The organism is Actibacterium sp., from assembly GCF_055134745.1.
This window is the reverse complement of record NZ_JBSRVX010000019.1, coordinates 1-22,660: the sequence shown is the minus strand read 5'-3', so window position 1 is coordinate 22,660 and position 22,660 is coordinate 1. Positions and strand designations below refer to the sequence as shown.

Genomic DNA, 22,660 nt, shown 5'->3' with positions numbered 1-22,660 from the left:
AAATCGCGGATAAGGCATCATGACCGACGCGCTGCCCATTGACGACGCCCTGCCCGACCTGCTGATCGCCCTGCGGGGTGCTGGGCGCGCCGTGTTGCAGGCCCCGCCCGGTGCCGGCAAGACGACGCGGGTGCCGCTGGCGATGTTGCCGCAGATCACGGGGCGGATCGTGATGCTGGAACCGCGCCGTCTGGCGGCGCGCGCCGCCGCCGAGCGGATGGCCGAAACGCTGGGTCAGGCCGTGGGCGAGACCGTCGGCTATCGCATCCGGGGCGAGGCCAAGGTCGGACCCGGCACAAGGATCGAAGTGGTGACCGAAGGCATCCTGACCCGGATGATCCAGTCCGACCCGTCGCTGGAGGGCATCGGCGCGGTGATCTTTGACGAATTTCACGAACGATCCCTGAATGCCGATCTGGGGCTGGCGCTGTGCTGGGAGGCCCGCCAGGCCCTGCGCCCCGATCTGGTGCTGCTGGTGATGTCGGCCACGCTGGACGCCGCCCCGGTGGCGGAATTGCTGGACGCGGCCCCGCTGATCACCGCGACCGGGCGGGCCTTCGGCGTCGAAACGTGCTGGCTGGACCGGCCGCTGGGGCGCGCCGCGCGGTTCGACGCCGCGATGGCGGCGCTGATCGAACAGGCGGTGTCGGAAACCACGGGCGGCGTGCTGGCCTTTCTGCCGGGCGAGGGCGAGATCCGGCGCGTGCAGTCGCTGCTGGCCGGGCGGTTGCCGCCCGAGTGCCATCTGCGCCCGCTTTACGGTGCCCTGCCCTTTGCCGATCAGCGCGCCGCCATTGCCCCCGCGCCCACCGGCCGCAAGATCGTGCTGGCCACATCCATCGCCGAAACATCGCTGACCATTCAGGACGTGCGGGTGGTGGTCGATGGCGGGCGGGCGCGGCGGGCGCGCTTCGATCCGGGATCGGGCCTATCGCGGCTGGTGACCGAGCGCGTGACGAAGGCCGAGGCCGAACAGCGGCGCGGGCGCGCGGGCCGCGTGGCCGAAGGCGTCTGCTACCGGCTGTGGAGCCGGGGCGAAGAGGGCGGGCTGGCCGCCTTTCCCCCGCCCGAGGTCGCATCCGCCGATCTGACCGGGCTGGCGCTGGAACTGGCGCTGTGGGGGTCCGGCGACGGGCTGGGTTTTCTGACCCCGCCCCCCGCACCGGCATTGGCCGAGGCGCGGGCGCTGCTGGATCAGCTGGGCGCGCTGGCCGGCGGCCGGATCACCGATCACGGGCGGGCGCTGGCCGCGCTGCCGCTGCATCCGCGCCTGGGACATATGCTGTTGCGCGCGGGCAAGGGTGCCGCCACGCTGGCCGCCCTGCTGGCGGAACGCGATCCGCTGCGCGGCGCGCCCGCCGATCTGGCGCTGCGGTTGCAGGCGCTGCATGATCCGCGCGGCTTTGCGCAACGCCATCCCCAGGCGCCCGACCGGGGCACGGTCGAGCGTATCGGGTCCGAGGCAAGACGCCTGATGCGGATGGCCCCCGCGGATCAGGGTCTGTCAGCCGGTCAGATGGCCGCGCTGGCCTATCCCGACCGGATCGGGCTGCGCCGGGCGGGCGAGGCACCCCGCTATGTGCTGTCGGGCGGCAAGGGCGCGGTGATGGGGGACGCCGATCCGATGGCGCATGACCGGCTGATCGTGGCGCTGGAACTGGACGGCGATCCGCGCGAGGCGAAGGTGCGGCTGGCCGCCACCCTGTCCGAGGCCGATCTGCGCGCGCTTTACGCGGGTCGGATCGTCTGGCGCGATCATGTTGCATGGTCCCGCCGCGACCGCCGCGTGATCGCGCGCCAGCAGGAATGCTTCGAAGCATTGGTGCTGGCGGACCGCATCTGGAAGGACGCGCCCCCCGAAACGGTGGCCCGCGCGATGCTGGAAGGGGTGCGCGATCTGGGCCTGCCCTGGTCGGATGCCGCCCGCCGGTTTCAGGCGCGGGTCGAATTGTTGCGGGCCGAAGGCGCCGATCTGCCGGATTATTCCGATGACGGGCTGATGGCGCGAGCCGAAGACTGGCTGTTGCCGCATCTGAGCGGGGTCCGGTCGGCGGATGATCTGAAGCGGCTGGATCTGGCGGCGGCGCTGCGCGCGGGGCTGAACTGGGATCAACAGCAACTGGTCGACCGGCTGGCCCCGTCGCATTTCACCACGCCGCTTGGCAACCGGGTTGCCATTGATTATTCCGGGGGCGCGCCGGGGATCGAGCTGCGGTTGCAGGAGCTGTTCGGGGTCACCGAACACCCGACCATCGGCCCGAAACGCCTGCCGCTGCGCATCACGCTGCTGTCGCCCGCCCGCCGGCCGGTGCAGGTGACGATGGACCTGCCGGGGTTCTGGGCCACATCCTATGCCGATGTGCGCAAGGATATGCGCGGGCAGTATCCGCGCCATCCCTGGCCCGAAGACCCGACACAGGAAAAGCCGACATTGAAAGCAAAACCAAGGGCTTGATCGGTATTCTTACAGCGTCACGCCGCGCCGCCCGGCCAGATCGGTGAAATACTGCCACGCGACCCGGCCCGAGCGCGCGCCGCGCGTGGCCTGCCATTCGATCGCCTCGGCCCGCAGGGTGGCATCGTCGATGGCCACGCCGTAAGCCGCGCAATAGCCGCGGATCATGGCAAGGTATTCATCCTGCGAACAGGGATGAAAGCCCAGCCACAGCCCGAACCTGTCGGACAGGGATACTTTTTCCTCGACCGCTTCGGCGGGGTTGATGGCGCTGGAACGCTCGTTTTCGATCATGTCGCGGGGCATCAGATGGCGTCGGTTCGACGTGGCATAGAATATCACGTTTTCCGGCCGCCCTTCCAGCCCGCCATCCAGCACCGCCTTGAGCGACTTGTAATGCTGATCGTCATGGCTGAACGACAGATCGTCGCAAAACAGCAAGAACCGTGCATCGGCTGCGCGCAGAAGGGACAGCAGCCGGGTGATGCTGGGCAGGTCTTCGCGCTGCATTTCGACGATCTTCAGATCATGATCGCACGCCCGCACCGCGGCATGCACGGCCTTGACCAGCGATGATTTTCCCATCCCGCGCGCACCCCACAGCAGCGCGTTATTGGCCGGCAGCCCGCGCGCGAATTGCAGCGTGTTTTCCAGCAGGATATCGCGCGCCCGGTCTATCCCCACCAGCAGCGGCAGATCGACCCGGCTGACCTGTTTCACCGGCGCCAGAATGTCGGGGCCCACGTGCCACACAAAGGCATTATCCTGGACAAAATCCGGGGCATGGGCGGGGGGCGGGCTGATCCGGTCCAGCGCATCGGCGATGCGGCGCAGGGCGTCGTCGTCACTCATGCGGGGTCTTCTTCGTCCTCGTCCCACAGGCCTTCGGCGCGCAGGCGGGCCTCGCGCTGTTTTTCAACCCGCGCGACCAGCAGGATCGACACTTCATACAATCCGTAAACCACCACGAACAGGATCACCTGCGACACCACGTCGGGCGGCGTGGCAATGGCGGCCAGAATCAGGATACCGACCACCGCATATTTGCGCACAGCGCCCAGCCCCTTGGCGGAAACAAGCCCCGCCTTGCCCAGCAGGGTCAACAACACCGGCAGTTGGAAACACAGCCCGAAGGCCACGATGAACTTGATCGTCAGGCCCAGATATTCCTGAACCGAACCCATGAACATGATCGCGGATGTTTCCGCCTTGCCATCGCCGGTCAGCGTTCCGGGCTGCTGGAATCCCAGAAAGAAATCGAACGCCATCGGCGTGATGACGAAATAGGCGAATGCGGCGCCCAGGAAGAACATGAAGGGTGATGCGATCAGAAACGGCAGGAAGGCACCCTTTTCCGATCTGTACAGCCCCGGCGCCACGAACCGCCACATCTGATAGCTGATGACCGGAAATGACAGCGCCAGCCCCCCCAGCAGAGAAATCGAAATGGCGACAAAGAACCCTTCCTGCAACTTGATCAGAACCAGTCCGCAATCGGGCTGACCGTGATTGGCCAATGCGGTGCACAAGGGCCGCGTCAGAAAGTTGAAAATCGGGTTCCAGACCATGAAGCAGATCACCATCGCGATCACGAAGGCAATCGCGGCACGGATCAGCCGGGTGCGCAATTCGGCCAGATGCTCGATCAGCGGCGCGCTGGAATCAGCAAGTTCGTCCGGGTCACTCATGTATCGGTCTTCCCAGCGGGTTTCGCGCGGCCGGATGTCGTCGCCCTCTTGCGTGGCGCGGCCTTTTTGGCAGCCCCGCCATCCGCCGGTGAATCAGCCTTGGCGGCGGGTTTTCGGGCCGCCGGTTTTCGGGCCGCTGTCTTTTTGACTGGCGTTTTTCCGCCCTTTGCCGGGGGGGGCTCGGCCGTATCGGCGGCCTCTTGCGCGGCAATGCGGGCGCTGGCGCGGGCGGCGGCAGAGTCGTGGATTTTTCGGGCGATTTCAGCGCGTTCTTCGCTCAGTGGTTCGGGCGGCGTCTTTGCTGGAGTTGGTGTGATCTTGGGGTCCCATTTTTCAAAGCGGTCGGCCGCGTTCTTGACCGCATCCAGCCCGAATGCCTTGGGGTTGGCGATGTCTTTCAGGCCCTTGGTGGCCTCGTTCACGCCAGACTGTTCGGCCGCTTCGTTCATCGCGCGCTGGAAATCGCGCGCCATGGCCCGGGCCTTGCCGGTAAACCGGCCCAAAGTGCGGAACATTTCAGGCAGGTCCTTGGGGCCGACCACAATCAGCGCAACCACCCCGATGAGCAGAAGCTCGCTCCAACCAAGATCAAACATGTCCGATGCACCCTGTGCCGGGAAACAAGGGAATTACACCTTGTCCTTGGTCGTGTTGGCATCCGGCGTGACGTCGCGGGCGCTTTCGATCCCGGCATCCGCCTCTTCGTTGCCTTCCTTGACGCCCTTCTTGAACGAGGTAATGCCCTTGCCAACCTCACCCATCAGCGTGGAAATCTTGCCGCGCCCGAAAAGCACCAGCACGACAACGGCAATAAGAAGAAGGCCGGGAAGGCCGATATTGTTCAGCATGGTCGTCTCCCACCGGGGCCACATGGCGCGGCCCCTTTTGCAAATCGTTTTCCATATTTATTGGCTCTGCGCCCCAGTTCAAAGCCCCATTCCGCAACTTAGGCACAAATCGGAACATTTTTCGTGCCAAACGCCCGAACAAGTTGCAGCCGGGGGCTTTTCATTATTGAGCGCGCTGTTATATTCAATATTAAGAATGTGAATGTTCGGCAAAGGATTGGCATATGCATACGGAAAATATCAACGGAAAAACCCTTGAACATTGGGATGTTAACGACCTGGAGGCGGCGCTGAAGGCCCATAGCGTGGTTCTGATCGACGTGCGCACGCCGCAGGAATACATGTTCGAACATATCCACGGCGCATTGCTGGCCCCGATGGCCGGGTTTGATCCGGACTGCATGCCACCCCAGGGCGACCGCCAAATCGTGCTGCATTGCGGCTCCGGCATGCGGTCGCGAAAGGTGGCCGAGGCCTATCTGGCCGCCGGACATGACCGTATCGCGCATCTGGACGGCGGATTCGCCGCCTGGAAAACCGCCGCCAAGCCCTATACCAGCACCGATCCGGCCACCGGCGCATTGCGACGCATGGGCGGCTAGAACGGAAAGACGAAACAACGGTCGCGGCGGATCATCAGCCACATCGGCAAACCGGGTTTTGGCAGGAATACGCCGGGCACGGTAGCTTTCAGGATGGACCCGTCGAAATCCATCCTGAATTCGACCAGGCTTTCGGCCCCCATGAACCGCGCGCGTTCCACCACGGCGCGCGCGGGCACCCCGTTTTCGGGCGTCGGCGCGGGGCCGGTTCCGTTACGGTCGAATTCGATTTTCAGATGCTGGGGGCGGATGATGATTTCGACCTGCGTGCCATCGGCAATCGCGGGGGTCATGAACTGGCCAAAGGCCGTTTCTGTGAAAAATCCCTGAACCTTTCCCGTTATCACATTGATATCGGAAAAGAATCCGGCTGCGGCCCGGTCAACCGGCGCGTTATAGATATTATAGGGCGCGCCCTGCTGCACGATCTTGCCATCGCGCATCAGGGCAATTTCGTCGGCCATGCGCATTGCTTCTTCGGGCTCATGCGTGACCAGCAGAACGGCCGCGCCTTCCTCTTTGAGCACGGCAAGGGTCTGGTCGCGGATATCGTCGCGCAGCCGGTTGTCCAGCCCTGAAAAGGGCTCGTCCATCAACATGGTTCCCGGCCGCGGCGCCAGGGCGCGGGCAAGCGCCACGCGCTGTTGCTCACCACCCGACAGCCCATGCGGATAGTCGTCGATGAACCGCCGCAACCCGACCCGGCCCAGCAGATCCTCGACCCGGGCGCGGCGGGCCTCTTTGGGGCCGGTCAGGCCGAACGCCACGTTCTGGCCCACCGTCAGATGCGGAAACAGCGCAAAATCCTGAAACATCAGGCCGACCTGACGCCCCTCGGGCGGCACCGAAACCTCTGGCCCGCTGACCACCCGGCCATCAATACGAATTTCGCCCTCGTCCTGCCGGTCTACACCGGCGATCAGGCGCAGCGTGGTCGATTTGCCGCAGCCCGACGGACCCAGCAGGCATGTGACCTGACCGGGGAAGATTTGCAGCGACACATCATCCACCACCGCCCGCCCCCCGAAACGGCGGGTCAGGTTGCTGATTTCCAGCCTGGGTGCGGCGCTGCCTGTCAAAACCTCTTCCCCTTTCCCGACTGAATAGATCGGGATTGGTTTCCGATAGCAAGCCACGCGCGCTGCGGCAAGCCCCATTCAAAATTGAAGACCGCGCCGCAAACACCCGGTTTTATTGACCTGTTGCCATATAAACGCTATATTTACCGGGTTGTATATTGTTGTGATCGCGTCTGGCATGGGGGTCAGGCAGACGCGCAATTTTATTTGATTTCGATCGGAGCCGCCGCAATGAACCAGCCCGCCCGCCCCGACATCGCCCCCAGCTATTCCGCCCATGTCTTCGCGGCCGCTGATCTGACAGTCGACTCTGGGGTCAACGCCGGTGACGGCCTGACGCCCCTGGCCGAACTGTGCCTGGGTGACAGCTATATGCTGACCCAGGGCGCGCGTGCCATGGAACTGGCGATCCGCGACCGGCGCGCGATGCGGCTGGGCAATGACCGGTTCATGCAATCGGGCGGGCGCGCCAAGAAGGTGGCGGCCGGGTCTGAAATCGGCGCGCCGGGCGATCTGCTGACACTGGACGGACGGCTGACGCTGCTTGCGCCCGGCGGCGAAAAGGTCGATCTGCTGCTGATCGCGCTGCATCATTCGGGCGGCGGCGCGCCACTGCTGTATTTCCTGCCTCTGGCGCCGATCATGCCCAAGGTGCCCCATACGCTTGTGGCGATGACGGACGATCCCGGCGATGTGCGCCTGACAGATATCACACCCGTCGCCTTCAGCCGCGGCACGGCGATCATGCTGGCCGATGGCAGCCAGCGCCCGGTCGAGGCCCTGCGCCCCGGCGACATGCTGCTGACGCGCGACCATGGCGCGCAACCCTTGCGCTGGATCGGCAGCCGGATCGTGCGCGCCATCGGGCCCTTTGCGCCGGTGGTCATCTGCAAGGGCGCGCTGGCAAATGACCGCGACCTGATCGTCAGCCAGCACCAGCGGCTGTTCATCTATCAGCGCGGTCCCGACCGGCTGACCGATCAGGCCGAACTGCTGCTGAAGGCCCGCGACCTGATCGACGACGACATGGTGTTCATCCGGGCCGGCGGCGTGGTGGAATATTTCCATCTGGTGCTGGACCAGCACGAGATCATCTATGCCGAATGCACCCCCACCGAAAGCCTGCTGATCAACGAACGCTCCCTGGGGCGCCTTCCCGAAGAGATGGCCCGCGACGTGGCCGCCCATCTGCGCGGGCTGTCACAGCCGCCTCATGTCGGGGCCGAGGCCGACAAGGCGCTGTTGTCACGCATACCCGCCGCCGATCTTCGCCGCGCAGCCCGCCCGGGCTGAACTGCGCATGAAGACCCCACGACAGATTGCCGCCTGATGGCGTCGGGCCGCGGTGCCGTCATGCCCGCAACGCCTGTATACCCCTGCCCATTCTCAGCGGTCTGATTGAAAACGGCCAGAATCTGCCCGGACCGAAAAACCAGCCTGGGTAAATCTTGGCGGGTTGCGCCATCGGTTCCGGGCAGACTGACCAATGATCTTATCCGCGACCTTCGGCACGATCTTCTTGTGGGGCGATAAGGCGATTGCAGCAGCCCCAGAGGCGGCATATATCCGCGCCCATGCTGGACATACCCTCAAACCGCCCCGCCCTGCCGCCCGAGATTGCCCGACGGCGCACCTTTGCCATCATCAGCCACCCTGATGCGGGCAAGACCACGCTGACCGAGAAATTTCTGCTGTTCGGCGGTGCGATCCAGATGGCCGGACAGGTCCGCGCCAAGGGCGAGGCGCGGCGCACCCGGTCCGATTTCATGCAGATGGAAAAGGATCGCGGCATTTCGGTCTCGGCCTCGGCGATGTCGTTCGACTATGGCCATTTCCGGTTCAATCTGGTCGATACCCCCGGCCACAGTGATTTTTCCGAAGACACCTATCGCACGCTGACCGCCGTGGATGCCGCGGTGATGGTGATCGACGGCGCCAAGGGCGTGGAGAGCCAGACCCGCAAATTGTTCGAGGTCTGCCGGCTGCGCGATCTGCCGATCCTGACATTCTGTAACAAGATGGACCGCGAAAGCCGCGACACGTTCGAGATCATCGACGAGATCCAGGAAAACCTGGCCATCGACGTGACCCCGGCAAGCTGGCCGATCGGCACGGGCCGCGATTTCATCGGCTGTTATGACATCCTGCGCGACCGGCTGGAACTGATGGACCGGGCTGATCGCAACCGGGTTGCCGAAAGCATCAAGATCGAAGGTCTGGACGATCCCAAACTGGCCCAGCACGTGCCCGCCGCCCTGCTGGAAAAGCTGCGCGAAGACCTCGAGATGGTGCGCGAACTGATGCCGCCGATGGATCATCAGGCCATGCTGCAAGGCACGCTGACCCCGATCTGGTTCGGATCGGCCATCAACAGCTTTGGCGTCAAGGAATTGATGGACGGCATCGGCCGCTTCGGCCCCGAGCCACAGGTTCAGCCCGCCGAGCCGCGCAAGATCGCGCCCGAGGAACCCACCGTCGCGGGGTTCGTCTTCAAGGTTCAGGCAAATATGGACCCCAAGCACCGCGACCGGGTGGCCTTTGTGCGCCTTGCCTCGGGCCATTTCATCCGGGGCATGAAGCTGCTGCATGTGCGTTCGAAAAAGCCTATCACCGTGTCATCCCCGGTCATGTTCCTGGCCGCCGACCGCGAACTGGCCGAAGAGGCCTGGGCGGGCGACATCATCGGCATCCCGAACCACGGCCAGTTGCGCATCGGCGACACCCTGACCGAGGGCGAGGCGATCCGCATCACCGGCATCCCCAGCTTCGCGCCCGAACTGCTGCAAAACTGCCGGGCGGGCGATCCGATGAAGGCCAAGCATCTGGAAAAGGCGCTGATGCAATTCGCCGAGGAAGGCGCGGCCAAGGTGTTCAAGCCGATGATGGGGTCGGGCTTTGTCGTCGGCGTGGTCGGCCAGTTGCAGTTCGAGGTTCTGGCCAGCCGGATCGAGCTGGAATACGGCCTGCCGGTGCGCTTTGAGCCGTCGCAATTCACTTCGGCCCGCTGGGTGACGGGGCCGAAGGACGCTGTGGACAGGTTCGTGAATGCCAACAAACAGCATATCAGCCACGACAATGACGGCGATCTGGTCTATATGACCCGCCTGCAATGGGATATCGACCGCGCAGCCCGCGACTATCCGGATGTGAAACTGTCGGCGGTCAAGGAAATGCAGGTCTAGACGGGCCTAACCCGTCTTCGCCTCCATCGTCACCTCGGCATTCAGAAGTTTCGAAATCGGACAATTGGCCTTGGCCTTTTCGGCCAGCTCTTTCAGCTTATCCGCAGATGCGTCACCCTTCACCGAAGTCACCAGATGCGCCTTTGTCACTGTCGGGCTGCCCGGTGTTCCCGGATCGAGCGTGATGGTCGATGTCGTTTCAACCGCGATACCGCCGATCCCCTCGCCGCCCATCAGCGCCGACAGGAACATCGAGAAACAGGCCGCATGCGCAGCCCCGATCAGTTCTTCGGGATTGGTGCCTGCCTCGTCTCCGAACCGTTTGGCATGGCCATAGGCAACCTTTGACAACGCACCGCTTTGCGTGCTGATCGTCCCGCCGCCCTCTTTCAGGCTGCCGCTCCACTCTGCCGTTCCGAACTTCTCGATCATCGCTCTCTCCTTGTCATTCCGACCAATGGGTACAGCGCGACAGATAGCGCGGGCCGCGGCCCTTTCCAGCAAACAGATCAGACACGCCGTTTCGCAGCGCGCGCATTACTGCTAGGCTGCGCCCGCGACGGATGAACCGGGGATGACATGAACCGCCTGCAAAATGCCATTGGCGCGCGGCTTGCCCATTTTCTGCAAAAGCAGCGCAGCGATTATTTCGCCTTTTCCACAATCTCGCCCGACCGGCTGCGCGCAACGCTGCGCCCGGGCGATGTGCTGCTGGTCGAGGGCAACAGCCGGATTTCCTCGGCGATAAAATACCTGACCCGTTCCACATGGTCGCATTCGGCGATGTATATGGGTGGGCCCGACGAAGTGCTGATCGAGGCTGATCTGGAACAGGGCGTGCGGGCTGTGCAACTGGCCACCTATTGCGCGCTGAACCTGCGCATCTGCCGGCCCGTCGGGCTGCGCGATTCAGACCTGAACACGGTGCTGGATTTCATGCGCGCCAGTATCGGCCGACGCTATGACCTCAAGAACGTGATCGACCTGGCGCGCTATCTGCTGCCGCAGCCGCCCGTTCCGCATCACTGGCGCCGCCGCATGATCGCGCTGGGGTCGGGCGACCCCACACGCGCTATCTGCTCTACCCTGATCGCCGAGGCCTTCGGCAAGGTCGGCTATCCGATTCTGCCCGAGATCACCCTGGACCAAAGCCGCACGGAACGGCGCGAGATCCTGCATATCCGGCATTATTCGCTGTATACCCCGCGCGATTTCGACCTGTCCCCCTATTTCCAGATCATCAAGCCCACGATCGAAGCCGGCTTTGACTATAAGACCATACGCTGGCGCGCGCGGGGGCATCCGCCGCCACATACCCCGGTTTCTTGACCTTTGCGCGGTTTTAAGCTAGGTCGCGCCTATCCGCATAAATCTTGCGGCCCCCCCGACGCCGGGACGCGCGGAACATGCGTCCCTCAACCTTGCGGCCCGATGCCGTAACAGATGGACGCTTATGACAAAATTCACCGATTTGGGGCTGGACCCCAAAGTTCTTTCAGCCGTTTCCGAAGCCGGGTATGAAACCCCCACCCCCATTCAGGCCGGCGCGATCCCGCCAGCCCTTCAGGGGCGCGATGTCCTGGGCATCGCCCAGACCGGCACCGGCAAGACCGCCAGCTTCGTTCTGCCAATGATCACCATGCTGTCAAAGGGCCGCGCCCGCGCGCGCATGCCGCGCAGCCTGGTTCTGGCCCCCACGCGCGAACTGGCCGCCCAAGTGGCCGAAAATTTCGATACCTATGCCAAGCACACCAAGCTGACCAAGGCGCTGCTGATCGGGGGCGTGTCGTTCAAGGAACAGGACATGCTGATCGACCGCGGCGTCGATGTGCTGATCGCCACGCCCGGCCGGCTGCTGGACCATTTCGAACGCGGCAAGCTGCCGCTGACCGGCGTGCAGATCATGGTGGTGGACGAGGCTGACCGCATGCTGGACATGGGCTTCATCCCCGATATCGAACGCATCTTCCAGATGACGCCCTTCACCCGCCAGACGCTGTTTTTCAGCGCCACCATGGCCCCCGAGATCGAGCGCATCACCAACACCTTCCTGTCCAACCCCGTCAAGATCGAGGTCGCCCGCGCCGCGACCACCGGCGAGAATATCGAACAGGGCGTGATCATGTTCCGCGCCAGCCGCAAGGACAAGCAGGCCAGTGAAAAACGCGCCCTTCTGCGCGCCCTGATCGACGCCGAAGGCGATGCGCTGACCAATGCGATCGTCTTTTGCAACCGCAAGACCGAGGTGGATATCGTCGCGAAATCACTGACCAAATACGGTTACGACGCTGCCCCGATCCATGGCGATCTGGACCAGTCCCAGCGCACCCGCACGCTGGAATCCTTTCGCGAAGGCAAATTGCGCTTCCTGATCGCCTCGGATGTGGCGGCCCGCGGGCTGGATGTGCCCTCGGTCAGCCATGTGTTCAACTACGATGTGCCCAGCCATGCCGAGGATTATGTCCACCGGATCGGCCGCACCGGCCGCGCCGGGCGCAAGGGCAAGACCTTCATGATCTGCGTGCCGCATGACGAAAAGAACCTGGCCGATATCGAGACCCTGGTGAACCGCCCGATCCCGCGCGTCGACAGCCCGCTCTTGGGTGCGGCCCCCGCGCAGGATGCGCCGGCCGATGTGGCCGAAGTCGCGGAAAAGCCCGCGCCGAAATCCAGCAGCCGCTCGCGCAGCTCCTCCTCGCGCAGCAAGAAAACCGCGCCGACCCCAGAAGCCCTCCCCAAAGCTGCACCCGCCAAACAAGCAGAGCCGCGCAGCGACTCCCGCAAGCCGCACAGCGCTGACAAGGGGCGCAGCGGTCCCGTCGTCGGGATGGGCGATCACATGCCCGCCTTCCTGACAAGAACGTTCAAGGCCCCGGCCGACTGATCCTCTCCTTGAATGAGGCACCTTCGGTGCCACGGCTTTGCCTCGTCCCCCGCCTTTGGCGGGGGTCTCGGGTTTGAGTATTTGAACCAAGGTGATATGAATATCTTCTTGGCCCAAATACTCTCGCCGAAGGCGCGCCCGTCAGGGCGCCATTCAAAGCGATGGCCGCCCGATAGCGGGTCCGGCCGGATCAGGCGCTCAGACGGCTGATCACCACCACGACTTCGGGTTTCTTGCCAATCTCGTCCTGGGCCGATTGGCGGGCGCGGCGGCGCAAGGCCTCTTCCAGCTTGTCGTCATCCATCAGCATCTTGTCATCCGCCCGGGCGACAAGCTGCGTCAGATCTTCCTCCAGCACCTCGACAAGGCTGGCATTGGAGCGGCCGGTTTCAGGCAGGCCCATGATCTCGACCCAGGGTTCGCCCAGCGGTTCGTCCTCTTCGTCGATGATCAGCGTGACAAGCACCAGCCCGTTCAGCGCCAGCCGGATGCGGTCGCGCACCACCCCCGACAATGCACCGATCTGAGCGGCGCCATCCAGATAGGTGCGCCCGGCTTCGATATATTCCGCCACGCGCGGCGCATCACCTGTCAGATCCAGCATGGTGCCATTGGTGGCGATCGCGGCGGCGATGCCGCTTTCGGCGGCCAGTTTCACATGTTCGCGCAGGTGGCGATGTTCGCCATGCATCGGGATCAGCATCTGCGGTTTCATCAGTTGATGCATCTTTTGCAGATCGGGGCGGTTGGCATGGCCCGAGACGTGGTAAAGATCGGCACCGTCATCAACCACATCGACGCCCTTTTCCGACAAGGCGTTGACGATCCGCAGCACGCCGCGTTCATTTCCGGGGATGGTTTTCGATGAAAACAGGAAGGTATCGCCCTCTTTCAGCTCCAGTCCCATATATTTACCGCGCGCCAGTTGTGCCGATGCGGCGCGGCGTTCGCCCTGGCTGCCGGTTACGATCAGCATCAGGTTTTCGCGCGGGATATCGGCCGCATCTTCGGGGGCGATCACCGTTGGGAAATCGCGCAGCACGCCGCTTTCCACGCCCGCCTCGACCATGCGGCGCATGGCGCGCCCGAGCAGCACGATGGACCGGCCCGCATCGCGGCCAGCCTCGGCCAGCGTTTTCAGGCGCGCGACGTTCGATGCAAAAGTGGTGGCGACCAGCATCCCGTCAGAGCGTTCGACCAGTTGGCGAATCGCCGGGCCCAGCGTGGATTCGGACCGGCCCGGATTGGGCGAGAACACATTGGTTGAATCGCAGGTCAGCACCTTGACCCCCTTGGCCGCGATGTCGGCCCATAAGTCGGGATCAAAGGCTTCGCCGACGATGGGATTCTTGTCCAGTTTGAAATCACCGCTATGCACGATCCGCCCCGCCGGTGTGTTGATCACCATGGCCGAGCTTTCGGGGATGGAATGCGATACCGGCAGGAACCCCACCGTGAACGGCCCGGCTGTGACAGTCTGCGGCCAGGGGCCGACGACGTTCAGCGCCTGGGTATCGACGCCCTGTTCCTCCATCTTGCGCGCCGCGATATTGCCGGTGAAGGCGCGGGTATAGACCGGCGCCTTGAGGCGCGGCCACAGATGGCCCAGCGCGCCCACGTGATCTTCGTGAGCATGGGTAATGAAGATCGCATCCAGCCGGTCGCGGCGTTCAACCAGCCAGTCGATATCGGCAAAGATCAGATCGACGCCCGGTGTGCCGTCCATATCGGGAAAGGTCACGCCCAGATCGACCAGGATCAGCCGTTCAGCCCCCGGTGCGCCATAGCCGTAAACATAGGCGTTCATGCCGATTTCGCCCGCCCCGCCCAGGGGCAGATAGATCAATCTGTTCTTGCTGCTCATGTCGTGCCGTGTTCCTTGTTATAGGCGTGGATCACGGTCAGGCCGTGGATTGTAAGGTCGTCCTCGACCACGTCGAACAGATCTTCGCCCTGTGCAAACAGCGGGGCAAGCCCGCCGGTTGCGATGATCCGCATGGGACGGTCATATTCGGCGCGGATATGTTCACATATACCACGCACCAGACCGATATAGCCCCAGTATATGCCCGATTGCATGCAGGCCACCGTATTCGTGCCGATCACCGCCTGTGGACGGGTGATATCGACATGCGGCAGGGCGGCGGCAGCCATGTGCAGCGCCTCGAGCGACAGATTCACCCCCGGGGCGATCACCCCGCCGACATAGGCCCCGTCATGGGCAACCACGTCAAAGGTGGTGGCGGTGCCGAAATCGACGACGATCAAATCGCCGCCATGCCGGTCGAACGCGCCGGCGGTGTTGACCAGGCGGTCGGGGCCCACGGCCGTGCCTGCATCCACCCGCGGCTGATGCGGCAACAGGCAGTCGGGCCTGCCCACCACGATGGGTCGGGTGTTGAAATAGCGATCAGACAGCACGCGCAGGTTGAACACCACGCGCGGCACGGTCGATGAAATGATCACATCGGTGATATCCAGCGTGATCTTGTGATGTTCGGCCAGTGTGGAAAACCAGACGTAATATTGATCGGCCGTGCGCTGATGTTCGGTCGAGGTGCGCAGCGTGCACAGGATGCGCGTCCCGTCCCAGATGGAAAACACCGTATTGGTATTACCGCAATCAATGCAAAGAAGCATCTCGCCCCTCCTTGCTAGAAAAAGACATCGGCCGCCGCGATGGCGCGTGGGCCATGGGCTGTGCCAAGGATCAGGTTGCCGCTGGCATCCACCGTCTGAAAGGTGCCGGTCAGATCTTCACTGCCGGTGCGTGCGCGGATCACCGCGCCCAGCCGGGCGGCGCGTTGCAGCCAGGCGGTGCGGATGGGGGCAAAGCCATAGGTGGCAAACTGCGCCTCATGCGCGGCATAGGCACGCGCCAGATGTGGCAGAAAATCCGCCGGTGTGACCAATGCGCCGGTTTCCGACACCAGGCTGACGGGCGCCACAGCCCCCGGCTCGACCTGGCCAACCGCCGGGGCCGCCGCCAGATTGACACCAAAGCCGATGGCCAGATGCGCCACGCCATGCGCATTGCCCAGACTTTCCAGCAGGATACCGGCCACCTTGCCGCCGTTCAGCAGCACGTCATTGGGCCATTTCAGCGCAAAGGGTTCGGCGCGGCCCGTGACCGCCACAAAGGCATCAAACAGCGCCAGCGCCGCCACGAAAGACCGCAACGCCACCTGTTCGGGCGGGCCGGGCGGGCGCAGCAGCAATGTGGCCGACAGATTGCCCGGCTGATTGACCCAGGGTCGCCCGCGCCGCCCGCGCGCCGCCGTCTGGTGATGCGCCATAATCCAGACCGGGCCGGACAGGCTGTCCTTGCGGCGGGCGGCCTCGGCCATGGTGCTGTCGGTCTGTGTCAGCTCCAGCAGGGCATAGCCCGCAGGCCAAAGGTCAGTTGACAAGGGTCTGCGCCGCGGCCAGCGCCATGCCCTCGACCCCGAACAGGTTGACGACGCCCACCACCATGATAGCCGCGGATGCCATCAGCATGGCCCACAGCACCGGGTTTGACCGGTTGTCCAGCGCGGTATCGGGTTCGCTGCCGAAATACATATAGAACACGATGCGCAGGTAATAGAACGCCCCGATGACCGAGGCGATCACCCCCGCAATGGCCAGCCAGACCATATCGGCATCGACGGCCGCCTTGAGAACATAGAACTTCCCGAAAAAGCCCACCAGCGGCGGCACGCCGGCCAGGCTGAACATCAGCACCAGAACCGCCAGCGCCTTCAGCGGCTGCGACCTGGAATACATGTTCAGCGCCGAAATATCTGTAACGGGCTGGCCGTCTTTCTCCATGCTCAGGATAAAGGCAAATGTGCCTACGTTCATCGTCACATAGATCGCCATATAGACCAGCATCGCCTGCACGCCGCCCAGGGTTCCCGTCGCCAGCCCCATCAGGGCAAAGCCCATATGCGCGATCGACGAATAGGCCATCAGCCGCTTGATATTGCGCTGGCCAATGGCGGCCACGGCCCCCAGGAACATCGACAGCACCGACAACAGCGCGATGACCTGCCCCCAATCGGCGGTCACATTGCCAAAGGCATCGAACATCACGCGCGCGAACAGGCCCATCGCCGCCATTTTCGGGGCGGTAGCAAAGAAGGCCGTCACCGGCGTGGGCGACCCCTGATAGACATCTGGCGTCCACATGTGGAACGGAACGGCCGACACCTTGAAGGCCAGCCCAGTGATCAGGAAGACCAGCCCGAACAACAGGCCCATCGGCATGTCGCCCGCCTGCGCGGTCTGGATGATGCCCGAAAACAGCGTGGTTCCGGCAAAGCCATAGGTCAGCGACGCGCCATATAGCAGCATCCCGGATGACAGCGCCCCCAGCACGAAGTATTTCAGCCCGGCCTCGGTTGAAACCGCGCTGTCGCGGCGCAAGCTGGCCACGACATAGAGCGCCAGCGATTGCAGCTCCAACCCCATATACAGCGCCATCAGATCGCCCGCCGACACCATCATCATCATGCCGACAGATGCCAGCGACACCAGCAGCGGATATTCGAACCGCAACAGCCCGCGACGCTGCATGTAATCCTGGCTCATCACCAGGACGGCGGCAGCGGAAACCAGGATCACCACCTTGGCGAAGCGCGCGAAGCCGTCATTGACAAAGGCCCCGTCAAAGGCGGTTTTCGTCCCTGCCCCCGACAGCCCGATCCAGGCCGCCAGCACCAGCATCACCCCCGCCGTGACCCATGTCAGCAGCGGCGCGGTCTTGTCCTTGCCGGTATAGACCCCGAACAACAGCGCCGCCATCGCATAAATCGCCAGCATCATTTCGGGCAGGATTACAGAGATATCAGCCGAGATCATCACGGGCCCCTTCAGTGCTGTGCAAGCTGAACGGCAGGCTGGAAATCAGCCAGCGCCGTTTGATGGTTGGAAACAAGGGCAGATACCGACGGCCCGATGATATCGGTCACAAGGCTGGGATAAACCCCCAGCAACAACGTCATCACCACCAGCGGCGCGAAGATCGCCTTTTCACGCCCGGTCATATCGGTGATCGAGCGCAGGCTTTCCTTGATCAGATCACCAAACACCACCCGGCGATACAGCCACAGCGCATAGGCCGCCGACAGGATCACCCCGGATGTGGCCACGACCGCCACCCAGGTATTGGCCTGGAACACGCCCATCAGGGTCAGAAACTCGCCCACAAATCCCGACGTGCCCGGCAGCCCGACATTGGCCATGGTGAACAGCATGAAGATCAGCGCATAGGCCGGCATACGATTGACCAGCCCGCCATAGGCGTCGATCTCGCGCGTGTGCATCCGGTCATAGATCACGCCGACACACAGGAACAGCGCGCCCGACACGAACCCGTGGCTGATCATCTGGAAGATCGCGCCATCGATCCCCTGCTGGTTGGCCGCGAATATACCCATCGTGACATAGCCCATATGGGCAACCGACGAATAGGCGATCAGCTTTTTCATGTCCGACTGCACCAGCGCCACCAGCGATGTGTAAACGATCGCGATCGCCGACAGCCACAGCACCATCGGTGCCAGCATGTCGGATGCCACCGGGAACATCGGCAGGCTGAAGCGCAGGAACCCATAGCCCCCCATTTTCAGCAGGATCGCCGCCAGCACCACCGACCCGGCGGTCGGTGCCTGAACGTGGGCATCGGGCAGCCAGGTATGCACCGGCCACATCGGCATCTTGACCGCGAAGCTGGCGAAAAACGCCAGCCACAGCAATGTCTGCGCCCCGCCCATGATCTGCCAGCCCAACAGGTTGATAGGCCCCGCGCTGAAATCATGCACCAGCAGGGTCGGAATATCCGTCGTGCCTGCATCCATATACATGAAGATCATCGCGACCAGCATCAGGACAGACCCAAGGAAGGTGTAAAGGAAGAACTTGAACGACGCATAGATCCGTTCCTTGCCGCCCCAGATGCCGATGATCAGGAACATCGGGATCAGTCCCGCCTCGAAGAACAGATAGAACAGCACCAGATCCAGCGCCATGAACACGCCCAGCATCAGCGTTTCCAGAAGCAGGAAGGCGACCATGTATTCCTTGACGCGGGTGTTCACATCCCATGACGCGGCAATGACCAGCGGCATCATGAAGGTGGTCAGCATGACGAACAGGATGCTGATCCCGTCCACGCCCATCTTGTAGGTCAGGCCCATGATCCATGTCCGTTCTTCCAGAAACTGGAAGCCGGTATTGGACGGGTCGAATTGCAGCAGGATGAACAGAGACACAAGGAAGGTGACACTTGTCGCGATCAGCGCCAGCCATTTGGCATTGCGATTGGCCGCCGCATCGGACCCGCGCAGGAACACAATCAGGATAAGGGCCGCCAGCGCCGGAATGAAGGTGACGATGGAAAGAAGGTTATCCATTAGTCCGCCCCTCCGGTGAGCGTCATCCATGTGATCAGGACCACGATCCCGATCACCATCGCGAAGGCATAGGTGAAGATATATCCCGACTGCGCGCGGCCGGCGAAACGGGTCAGCATCGGGATCACGCCCATCGCCAGACCGTTGATCGAACCGTCGATGACATTGCCATCGCCACGTTTCCAGAAGATGCCGCCGATGAAGCGCGCGGGGCGCACGAAAATGGCGTCATAAATCTCGTCGAAATACCATTTGTTGAGCAGGAAGAGGTAGAGCGGGCGCTGCACCTCGGCCAGTTTGCGCGGCAGGGCGGGGTTCAGGATATAGAACCAGTAAGCCGTGAGGAAGCCGATGATCATCACCACGAAGGGCGAGAACTTGACCCATTTCGGCACCTCATGCGCGTCGTTCAGCACGGTATTGCCGGGGGCGTGATGGATCGCCCCCTCGCCCGGCGCGCCGGTGAAGACATAGTGATGCGCGCCCTCGGCTGTCGCCTCGCCCTCGGCATGGCCTGCGTCGGCGGCGGGTGCCTCGGTCGCGTGGTCGGCTGTCGCCTCCCCATGCTCCTCGGCCTCGGCATAGGAGACGCCGAAGAATTTGGCGACCGTGTCGGTATGGCCGAAGAAGCTGTTATACCAGACCACACCCGAGAACACCGCTCCCAGCGCCAGAACGCCCAGCGGGATCAGCATGACCTTGGGGCTTTCATGGGCGTGATCATGGGTGTGCTTGTCGCCCCGCGCCTCGCCGAAGAAGGTCAGGAACATCAGGCGCCAGCTGTAGAAACTGGTGAAAAGCGCGGCGATGACCAGCATCCAATAGGCATAGCCCCCCGCCGTTGCGGCATAGGCGCTTTCCACCACCGCATCCTTGGAGAAGAAGCCTGCAAAGCCGATATAGGTCAGCGGGATGCCCACCCCCGTGATGGCCAGCGTGCCGATCATCATGGCCCAGAAGGTATAGGGGATCTTCTTGCGCAGACCGCCGTAGTTGCGCATGTCCTGCTCGTGATGCATCGCGTGGATCACCGAACCCGCGCCCAGGAACAGCATCGCCTTGAAGAAGGCGTGGGTGAAGAGGTGGAACATCGCCACCGAATAGACGCCCACACCGGCAGCCACGAACATGTAGCCCAGCTGCGAACAGGTGGAATAGGCGATCACGCGCTTGATGTCATTCTGCACCAGCCCCACGGTCGCGGCGAAAAAGGCGGTGGTCGCGCCGATGAAGGTCACGAACATCATCGCCTCGGGCGCGTATTCCATGATGGGGGACATGCGACAGACCAGGAACACACCCGCCGTCACCATCGTCGCGGCATGGATCAGGGCCGACACCGGGGTCGGGCCTTCCATCGCGTCGGGCAGCCATGTGTGCAGGAAGAGCTGCGCCGATTTGCCCATGGCACCGATGAACAGCAGGAAGGCGATCAGGTTCGCGGCGTTCCATTCGGTCCACAGAAACGCGATCTGGGTTTCCGCCAGTTGCGGGCCCATGGTGAAGATGTCGTCAAAGCGGATCGAATCCGTGAGGTAGAAGAGCGCGAAGATCCCCAGAAGGAAGCCGAAGTCACCGACGCGGTTGACGACGAAGGCCTTGATCGCCGCCGCATTGGCCGAAGGCTTGCGGTAGTAGAAGCCGATCAGAAGATAGGAGGCGACGCCCACACCTTCCCAGCCGAAGAACATCTGCAAGAGGTTGTCGGCCGTCACCAGCATCAGCATCGCGAAGGTGAAGAAGGACAGATAGGCAAAGAAGCGCGGCTTGTAGCTCTCGCCCTCTTTCCACTGGGGGTCGTGGTCCATGTAGCCGAAGGAATAAAGATGCACGAGCGCCGAGACGGTGGTGATCACGATCAGCATGATCGCGGTCAGCCGGTCCAGACGGATCGCCCAGTCGGTGCTGAGGCTGCCGGATTCGACCCAGCGCAGGATCTCGACCTGCTGGGTGACGCCGTCAAAGGTCAGGAACACGATCCAGGACAGAATCGCGGCCAGGAACAGCAGGCCGGTCGTGACCCACATCGCTGCGGTTTCACCGATGATGCGCCAGCCGAAACCCGCGATCAGGGCCCCGATCAGGGGCGCGAACAGAATGATCGTTGCCATGGTATCAGCCCTTCATCACGTTGGCATCTTCCACCGCGATGGTGCCGCGGTTACGGAAGAAGCAGACCAGGATCGCAAGGCCGATGGCCGCTTCGGCGGCTGCCACGGTCAGAACGAAAAGCGTGAAGACCTGCCCCACCAGATCCCCGAGGAAGGAGGAGAAGGCGACGAGGTTGATGTTCACGGACAGCAGGATCAGCTCGATCGACATCAGCAGGATGATCACGTTCTTCCTGTTCAGGAAGAGACCAAAGATCCCTATGACGAAGAGCGCCGCCGCCACCGTCAGGTAATGTTCCAAGCCAATCATGTCGTCCCTCGGTTCTTCATGTGGCCGGGCCTTGCACCCGGCATGTCTCATTTGCCCAAAGCGGGCGGTCGTGGCAGGCGGTTACAGGCCCTGCCCCGGTTTCACGTCCTTCAGTTCCATCGCCTTGGCCGGATCGCGCCACATCTGCGCCAGCACGTTCTGGCGCTTGATGTCCTTGCGATGGCGCAGGGTCAGGACGATGGCGCCGATCATGGCGACCAGCAGGATCAGACCCGACAGCTGGAACAGCAGGAAATACTTGTCATAGAGCAAAAGACCCAGCGCCGCCGTATTGGTCACATCCGTGGGGATCAGCGCGTCGCGGGCCGCCATCGCGCCCTCGGAGGTGGTCCAGACGCCAAAGGCCAGCGAGAGCTGCATCAACAGCACGATCCCGATCAGCAGCGCCAGCGGCATGTAGCGCGCCATTTCCGCCTTGAGCTGGGCGAAATCCACGTCCAGCATCATCACGACGAACAGGAACAGCACCGCGACCGCGCCGACATAGACGATCACCAGAAGCATCGCCACGAATTCCGCCCCCAGCAGGACGAAGAGCCCCGCCGCCGAGAGGAAGGTCAGGATCAGCCAGAGCACCGAATGCACCGGGTTGCGGCTGATCACGGTGAAAAGCCCACCCGCCAGCACGCAGAGCGCGAACAGATAGAAGGCAAAGGCGATCATGGTCATGACTTGTCATCCTCTGTCTCGTCCAGAACCTGACGCGCCAGTTCCATCGCGCGGGTCATGGAGGGGATACCGGCGAACATCGACATCTGGGCGATGGTCTCGGCGATTTCATCCTTGGTGGCCCCGGCCTCGAGCGCGTGGCGCACGGTCTGACGCAGGGCGGTCTCGCTTTGCGCGCCCTGCATGGTCAACCCGGCCAGCGTGAGCAGAAGCCGCGTCTTGGCGTCCAGCCCGTCCTTGCTGATGCCCTTGCCGAACCACATTTCCATGGCTTCCTTGGGCATCGTGGGCCACATCTTCTCAATCCCTTTGGGATCAAAAGAGGACATGGCCGGATTAAAGGCTTTCACCATTTCTTGCGCCTGCTGCATCATCAGCTCGAAGGGGGTTTTTGCATCAGTCATCGGTAGGGGGCA

The 22,660-nt window shown here is 63.0% G+C and carries 21 protein-coding genes; 6 read left to right on the top strand and 15 right to left on the bottom strand.

Annotation, left to right across the window (positions count from 1 at the left end; translation table 11 throughout):
- Positions 1–19 precede the first annotated feature (19 nt).
- The gene (gene hrpB, locus ACTCHC_RS04090; RefSeq protein ID WP_463021186.1) at positions 20–2,455 is read left to right on the top strand and encodes an ATP-dependent helicase HrpB; all 2,436 of its coding nucleotides are present in this window, start codon (positions 20–22) and stop codon (positions 2,453–2,455) included.
- Between the two features lie 9 nt (positions 2,456–2,464).
- Here the strand turns inward: hrpB and ACTCHC_RS04085 are convergent, their stop codons facing one another.
- From ACTCHC_RS04085 to tatA, 4 genes are read right to left on the bottom strand one after another with little or no spacing between them, the layout of a single operon-like run.
- Complete coding sequence (locus tag ACTCHC_RS04085) at positions 2,465–3,307, bottom strand: ATP-binding protein (RefSeq protein ID WP_463021185.1); 843 nt, start codon at positions 3,305–3,307, stop codon at positions 2,465–2,467.
- The gene (gene tatC / locus ACTCHC_RS04080) at positions 3,304–4,143 is read right to left on the bottom strand and encodes a twin-arginine translocase subunit TatC (RefSeq protein ID WP_463021184.1); all 840 of its coding nucleotides are present in this window, start codon (positions 4,141–4,143) and stop codon (positions 3,304–3,306) included. Before tatC ends, ACTCHC_RS04085 begins: the two co-directional genes overlap by 4 nt.
- A complete protein-coding gene (gene tatB, locus ACTCHC_RS04075; protein ID WP_463021183.1) occupies positions 4,140–4,739 on the bottom strand; it encodes a Sec-independent protein translocase protein TatB in 600 nt (199 codons plus the stop codon). The genes tatC and tatB overlap by 4 nt, the downstream gene beginning before the upstream one ends.
- Positions 4,740–4,772: 33 nt before the next feature.
- Positions 4,773–4,991 (bottom strand): twin-arginine translocase TatA/TatE family subunit, encoded by a 219-nt coding sequence (tatA, locus tag ACTCHC_RS04070; RefSeq protein ID WP_463021188.1) that lies wholly within the window; start codon positions 4,989–4,991, stop codon positions 4,773–4,775.
- A gap of 224 nt (positions 4,992–5,215) precedes the next feature.
- Here tatA and ACTCHC_RS04065 point away from each other — a divergent pair, with 224 nt between their 5' ends.
- Positions 5,216–5,593: a rhodanese-like domain-containing protein gene (locus ACTCHC_RS04065; RefSeq protein ID WP_463021182.1), complete on the top strand. Its 378-nt coding sequence runs from the start codon at positions 5,216–5,218 to the stop codon at positions 5,591–5,593.
- On the opposite strand, the gene ACTCHC_RS04060 is transcribed toward ACTCHC_RS04065, so the two are convergent.
- A complete protein-coding gene (locus ACTCHC_RS04060; RefSeq protein WP_463021181.1) occupies positions 5,590–6,672 on the bottom strand; it encodes an ABC transporter ATP-binding protein in 1,083 nt (360 codons plus the stop codon). The two genes, ACTCHC_RS04065 and ACTCHC_RS04060, sit on opposite strands and share 4 nt — an antisense overlap.
- A gap of 231 nt (positions 6,673–6,903) precedes the next feature.
- Here ACTCHC_RS04060 and ACTCHC_RS04055 point away from each other — a divergent pair, with 231 nt between their 5' ends.
- Together ACTCHC_RS04055 and ACTCHC_RS04050 are read left to right on the top strand one after the other, a co-directional pair.
- Positions 6,904–7,965 (top strand): Hint domain-containing protein, encoded by a 1,062-nt coding sequence (locus ACTCHC_RS04055; protein ID WP_463021180.1) that lies wholly within the window; start codon positions 6,904–6,906, stop codon positions 7,963–7,965.
- Between the two features lie 281 nt (positions 7,966–8,246).
- A complete protein-coding gene (locus tag ACTCHC_RS04050; protein WP_463021179.1) occupies positions 8,247–9,854 on the top strand; it encodes a peptide chain release factor 3 in 1,608 nt (535 codons plus the stop codon).
- A gap of 6 nt (positions 9,855–9,860) precedes the next feature.
- Here ACTCHC_RS04050 and ACTCHC_RS04045 read toward each other — a convergent pair whose 3' ends face one another.
- On the bottom strand, positions 9,861–10,286 hold the full coding sequence (locus tag ACTCHC_RS04045) for an OsmC family peroxiredoxin (protein ID WP_463021178.1): 426 nt from the start codon (positions 10,284–10,286) through the stop codon (positions 9,861–9,863).
- 147 nt (positions 10,287–10,433) lie between these two features.
- On the opposite strand from ACTCHC_RS04045, the gene ACTCHC_RS04040 reads away from it, so the two are divergent.
- On the top strand, positions 10,434–11,183 hold the full coding sequence (locus ACTCHC_RS04040; protein ID WP_463021177.1) for a YiiX/YebB-like N1pC/P60 family cysteine hydrolase: 750 nt from the start codon (positions 10,434–10,436) through the stop codon (positions 11,181–11,183).
- Between the two features lie 124 nt (positions 11,184–11,307).
- Complete coding sequence (locus ACTCHC_RS04035) at positions 11,308–12,738, top strand: DEAD/DEAH box helicase (protein ID WP_463021176.1); 1,431 nt, start codon at positions 11,308–11,310, stop codon at positions 12,736–12,738.
- 190 nt (positions 12,739–12,928) lie between these two features.
- On the opposite strand, the gene ACTCHC_RS04030 is transcribed toward ACTCHC_RS04035, so the two are convergent.
- The 9 genes from ACTCHC_RS04030 to ACTCHC_RS03990 form a co-directional block, all read right to left on the bottom strand.
- Positions 12,929–14,602 (bottom strand): ribonuclease J, encoded by a 1,674-nt coding sequence (locus ACTCHC_RS04030; RefSeq protein WP_463021175.1) that lies wholly within the window; start codon positions 14,600–14,602, stop codon positions 12,929–12,931.
- Positions 14,599–15,378, bottom strand: a complete 780-nt coding sequence (locus ACTCHC_RS04025) for a type III pantothenate kinase (protein WP_463021174.1) — start codon at positions 15,376–15,378, stop codon at positions 14,599–14,601. Before ACTCHC_RS04025 ends, ACTCHC_RS04030 begins: the two co-directional genes overlap by 4 nt.
- 14 nt (positions 15,379–15,392) lie before the next feature.
- A complete protein-coding gene (locus tag ACTCHC_RS04020; RefSeq protein ID WP_463021173.1) occupies positions 15,393–16,148 on the bottom strand; it encodes a biotin--[acetyl-CoA-carboxylase] ligase in 756 nt (251 codons plus the stop codon).
- Positions 16,138–17,580 carry an NADH-quinone oxidoreductase subunit NuoN gene (gene nuoN, locus ACTCHC_RS04015; protein WP_463021172.1) on the bottom strand — a complete coding sequence of 481 codons (1,443 nt, stop codon included), beginning with the start codon at positions 17,578–17,580 and terminating at the stop codon, positions 16,138–16,140. The genes ACTCHC_RS04020 and nuoN overlap by 11 nt, the downstream gene beginning before the upstream one ends.
- Positions 17,581–17,591: 11 nt before the next feature.
- A complete protein-coding gene (locus tag ACTCHC_RS04010; protein ID WP_463021171.1) occupies positions 17,592–19,133 on the bottom strand; it encodes an NADH-quinone oxidoreductase subunit M in 1,542 nt (513 codons plus the stop codon).
- Entirely contained in the window at positions 19,133–21,244 is a 2,112-nt protein-coding gene (gene nuoL, locus ACTCHC_RS04005; RefSeq protein ID WP_463021170.1) for an NADH-quinone oxidoreductase subunit L, read from the bottom strand. Before nuoL ends, ACTCHC_RS04010 begins: the two co-directional genes overlap by 1 nt.
- A 4-nt stretch (positions 21,245–21,248) precedes the next feature.
- Positions 21,249–21,554: an NADH-quinone oxidoreductase subunit NuoK gene (gene nuoK, locus ACTCHC_RS04000; protein WP_274558757.1), complete on the bottom strand. Its 306-nt coding sequence runs from the start codon at positions 21,552–21,554 to the stop codon at positions 21,249–21,251.
- 81 nt (positions 21,555–21,635) lie between these two features.
- Complete coding sequence (locus ACTCHC_RS03995; RefSeq protein WP_463021169.1) at positions 21,636–22,244, bottom strand: NADH-quinone oxidoreductase subunit J; 609 nt, start codon at positions 22,242–22,244, stop codon at positions 21,636–21,638.
- On the bottom strand, positions 22,241–22,648 hold the full coding sequence (locus ACTCHC_RS03990; RefSeq protein WP_463021187.1) for a carboxymuconolactone decarboxylase family protein: 408 nt from the start codon (positions 22,646–22,648) through the stop codon (positions 22,241–22,243). Before ACTCHC_RS03990 ends, ACTCHC_RS03995 begins: the two co-directional genes overlap by 4 nt.
- Positions 22,649–22,660 lie beyond the last annotated feature (12 nt).

Coding starts and splice junctions, on each gene's coding strand:
- hrpB (WP_463021186.1), top strand. CDS start 20: ATGACCGACGCGCTGCCCATTGACGACGCCCTGCCCGACCTGCTGATC.
- ACTCHC_RS04085 (WP_463021185.1), bottom strand. CDS start 3,307: ATGAGTGACGACGACGCCCTGCGCCGCATCGCCGATGCGCTGGACCGG.
- tatC (WP_463021184.1), bottom strand. CDS start 4,143: ATGAGTGACCCGGACGAACTTGCTGATTCCAGCGCGCCGCTGATCGAG.
- tatB (WP_463021183.1), bottom strand. CDS start 4,739: ATGTTTGATCTTGGTTGGAGCGAGCTTCTGCTCATCGGGGTGGTTGCG.
- tatA (WP_463021188.1), bottom strand. CDS start 4,991: ATGCTGAACAATATCGGCCTTCCCGGCCTTCTTCTTATTGCCGTTGTC.
- ACTCHC_RS04065 (WP_463021182.1), top strand. CDS start 5,216: ATGCATACGGAAAATATCAACGGAAAAACCCTTGAACATTGGGATGTT.
- ACTCHC_RS04055 (WP_463021180.1), top strand. CDS start 6,904: ATGAACCAGCCCGCCCGCCCCGACATCGCCCCCAGCTATTCCGCCCAT.
- ACTCHC_RS04050 (WP_463021179.1), top strand. CDS start 8,247: ATGCTGGACATACCCTCAAACCGCCCCGCCCTGCCGCCCGAGATTGCC.
- ACTCHC_RS04045 (WP_463021178.1), bottom strand. CDS start 10,286: ATGATCGAGAAGTTCGGAACGGCAGAGTGGAGCGGCAGCCTGAAAGAG.
- ACTCHC_RS04040 (WP_463021177.1), top strand. CDS start 10,434: ATGAACCGCCTGCAAAATGCCATTGGCGCGCGGCTTGCCCATTTTCTG.
- ACTCHC_RS04035 (WP_463021176.1), top strand. CDS start 11,308: ATGACAAAATTCACCGATTTGGGGCTGGACCCCAAAGTTCTTTCAGCC.
- ACTCHC_RS04030 (WP_463021175.1), bottom strand. CDS start 14,602: ATGAGCAGCAAGAACAGATTGATCTATCTGCCCCTGGGCGGGGCGGGC.
- ACTCHC_RS04025 (WP_463021174.1), bottom strand. CDS start 15,378: ATGCTTCTTTGCATTGATTGCGGTAATACCAATACGGTGTTTTCCATC.
- nuoN (WP_463021172.1), bottom strand. CDS start 17,580: ATGATCTCGGCTGATATCTCTGTAATCCTGCCCGAAATGATGCTGGCG.
- ACTCHC_RS04010 (WP_463021171.1), bottom strand. CDS start 19,133: ATGGATAACCTTCTTTCCATCGTCACCTTCATTCCGGCGCTGGCGGCC.
- nuoL (WP_463021170.1), bottom strand. CDS start 21,244: ATGGCAACGATCATTCTGTTCGCGCCCCTGATCGGGGCCCTGATCGCG.
- nuoK (WP_274558757.1), bottom strand. CDS start 21,554: ATGATTGGCTTGGAACATTACCTGACGGTGGCGGCGGCGCTCTTCGTC.
- ACTCHC_RS03995 (WP_463021169.1), bottom strand. CDS start 22,244: ATGACCATGATCGCCTTTGCCTTCTATCTGTTCGCGCTCTGCGTGCTG.
- ACTCHC_RS03990 (WP_463021187.1), bottom strand. CDS start 22,648: ATGACTGATGCAAAAACCCCCTTCGAGCTGATGATGCAGCAGGCGCAA.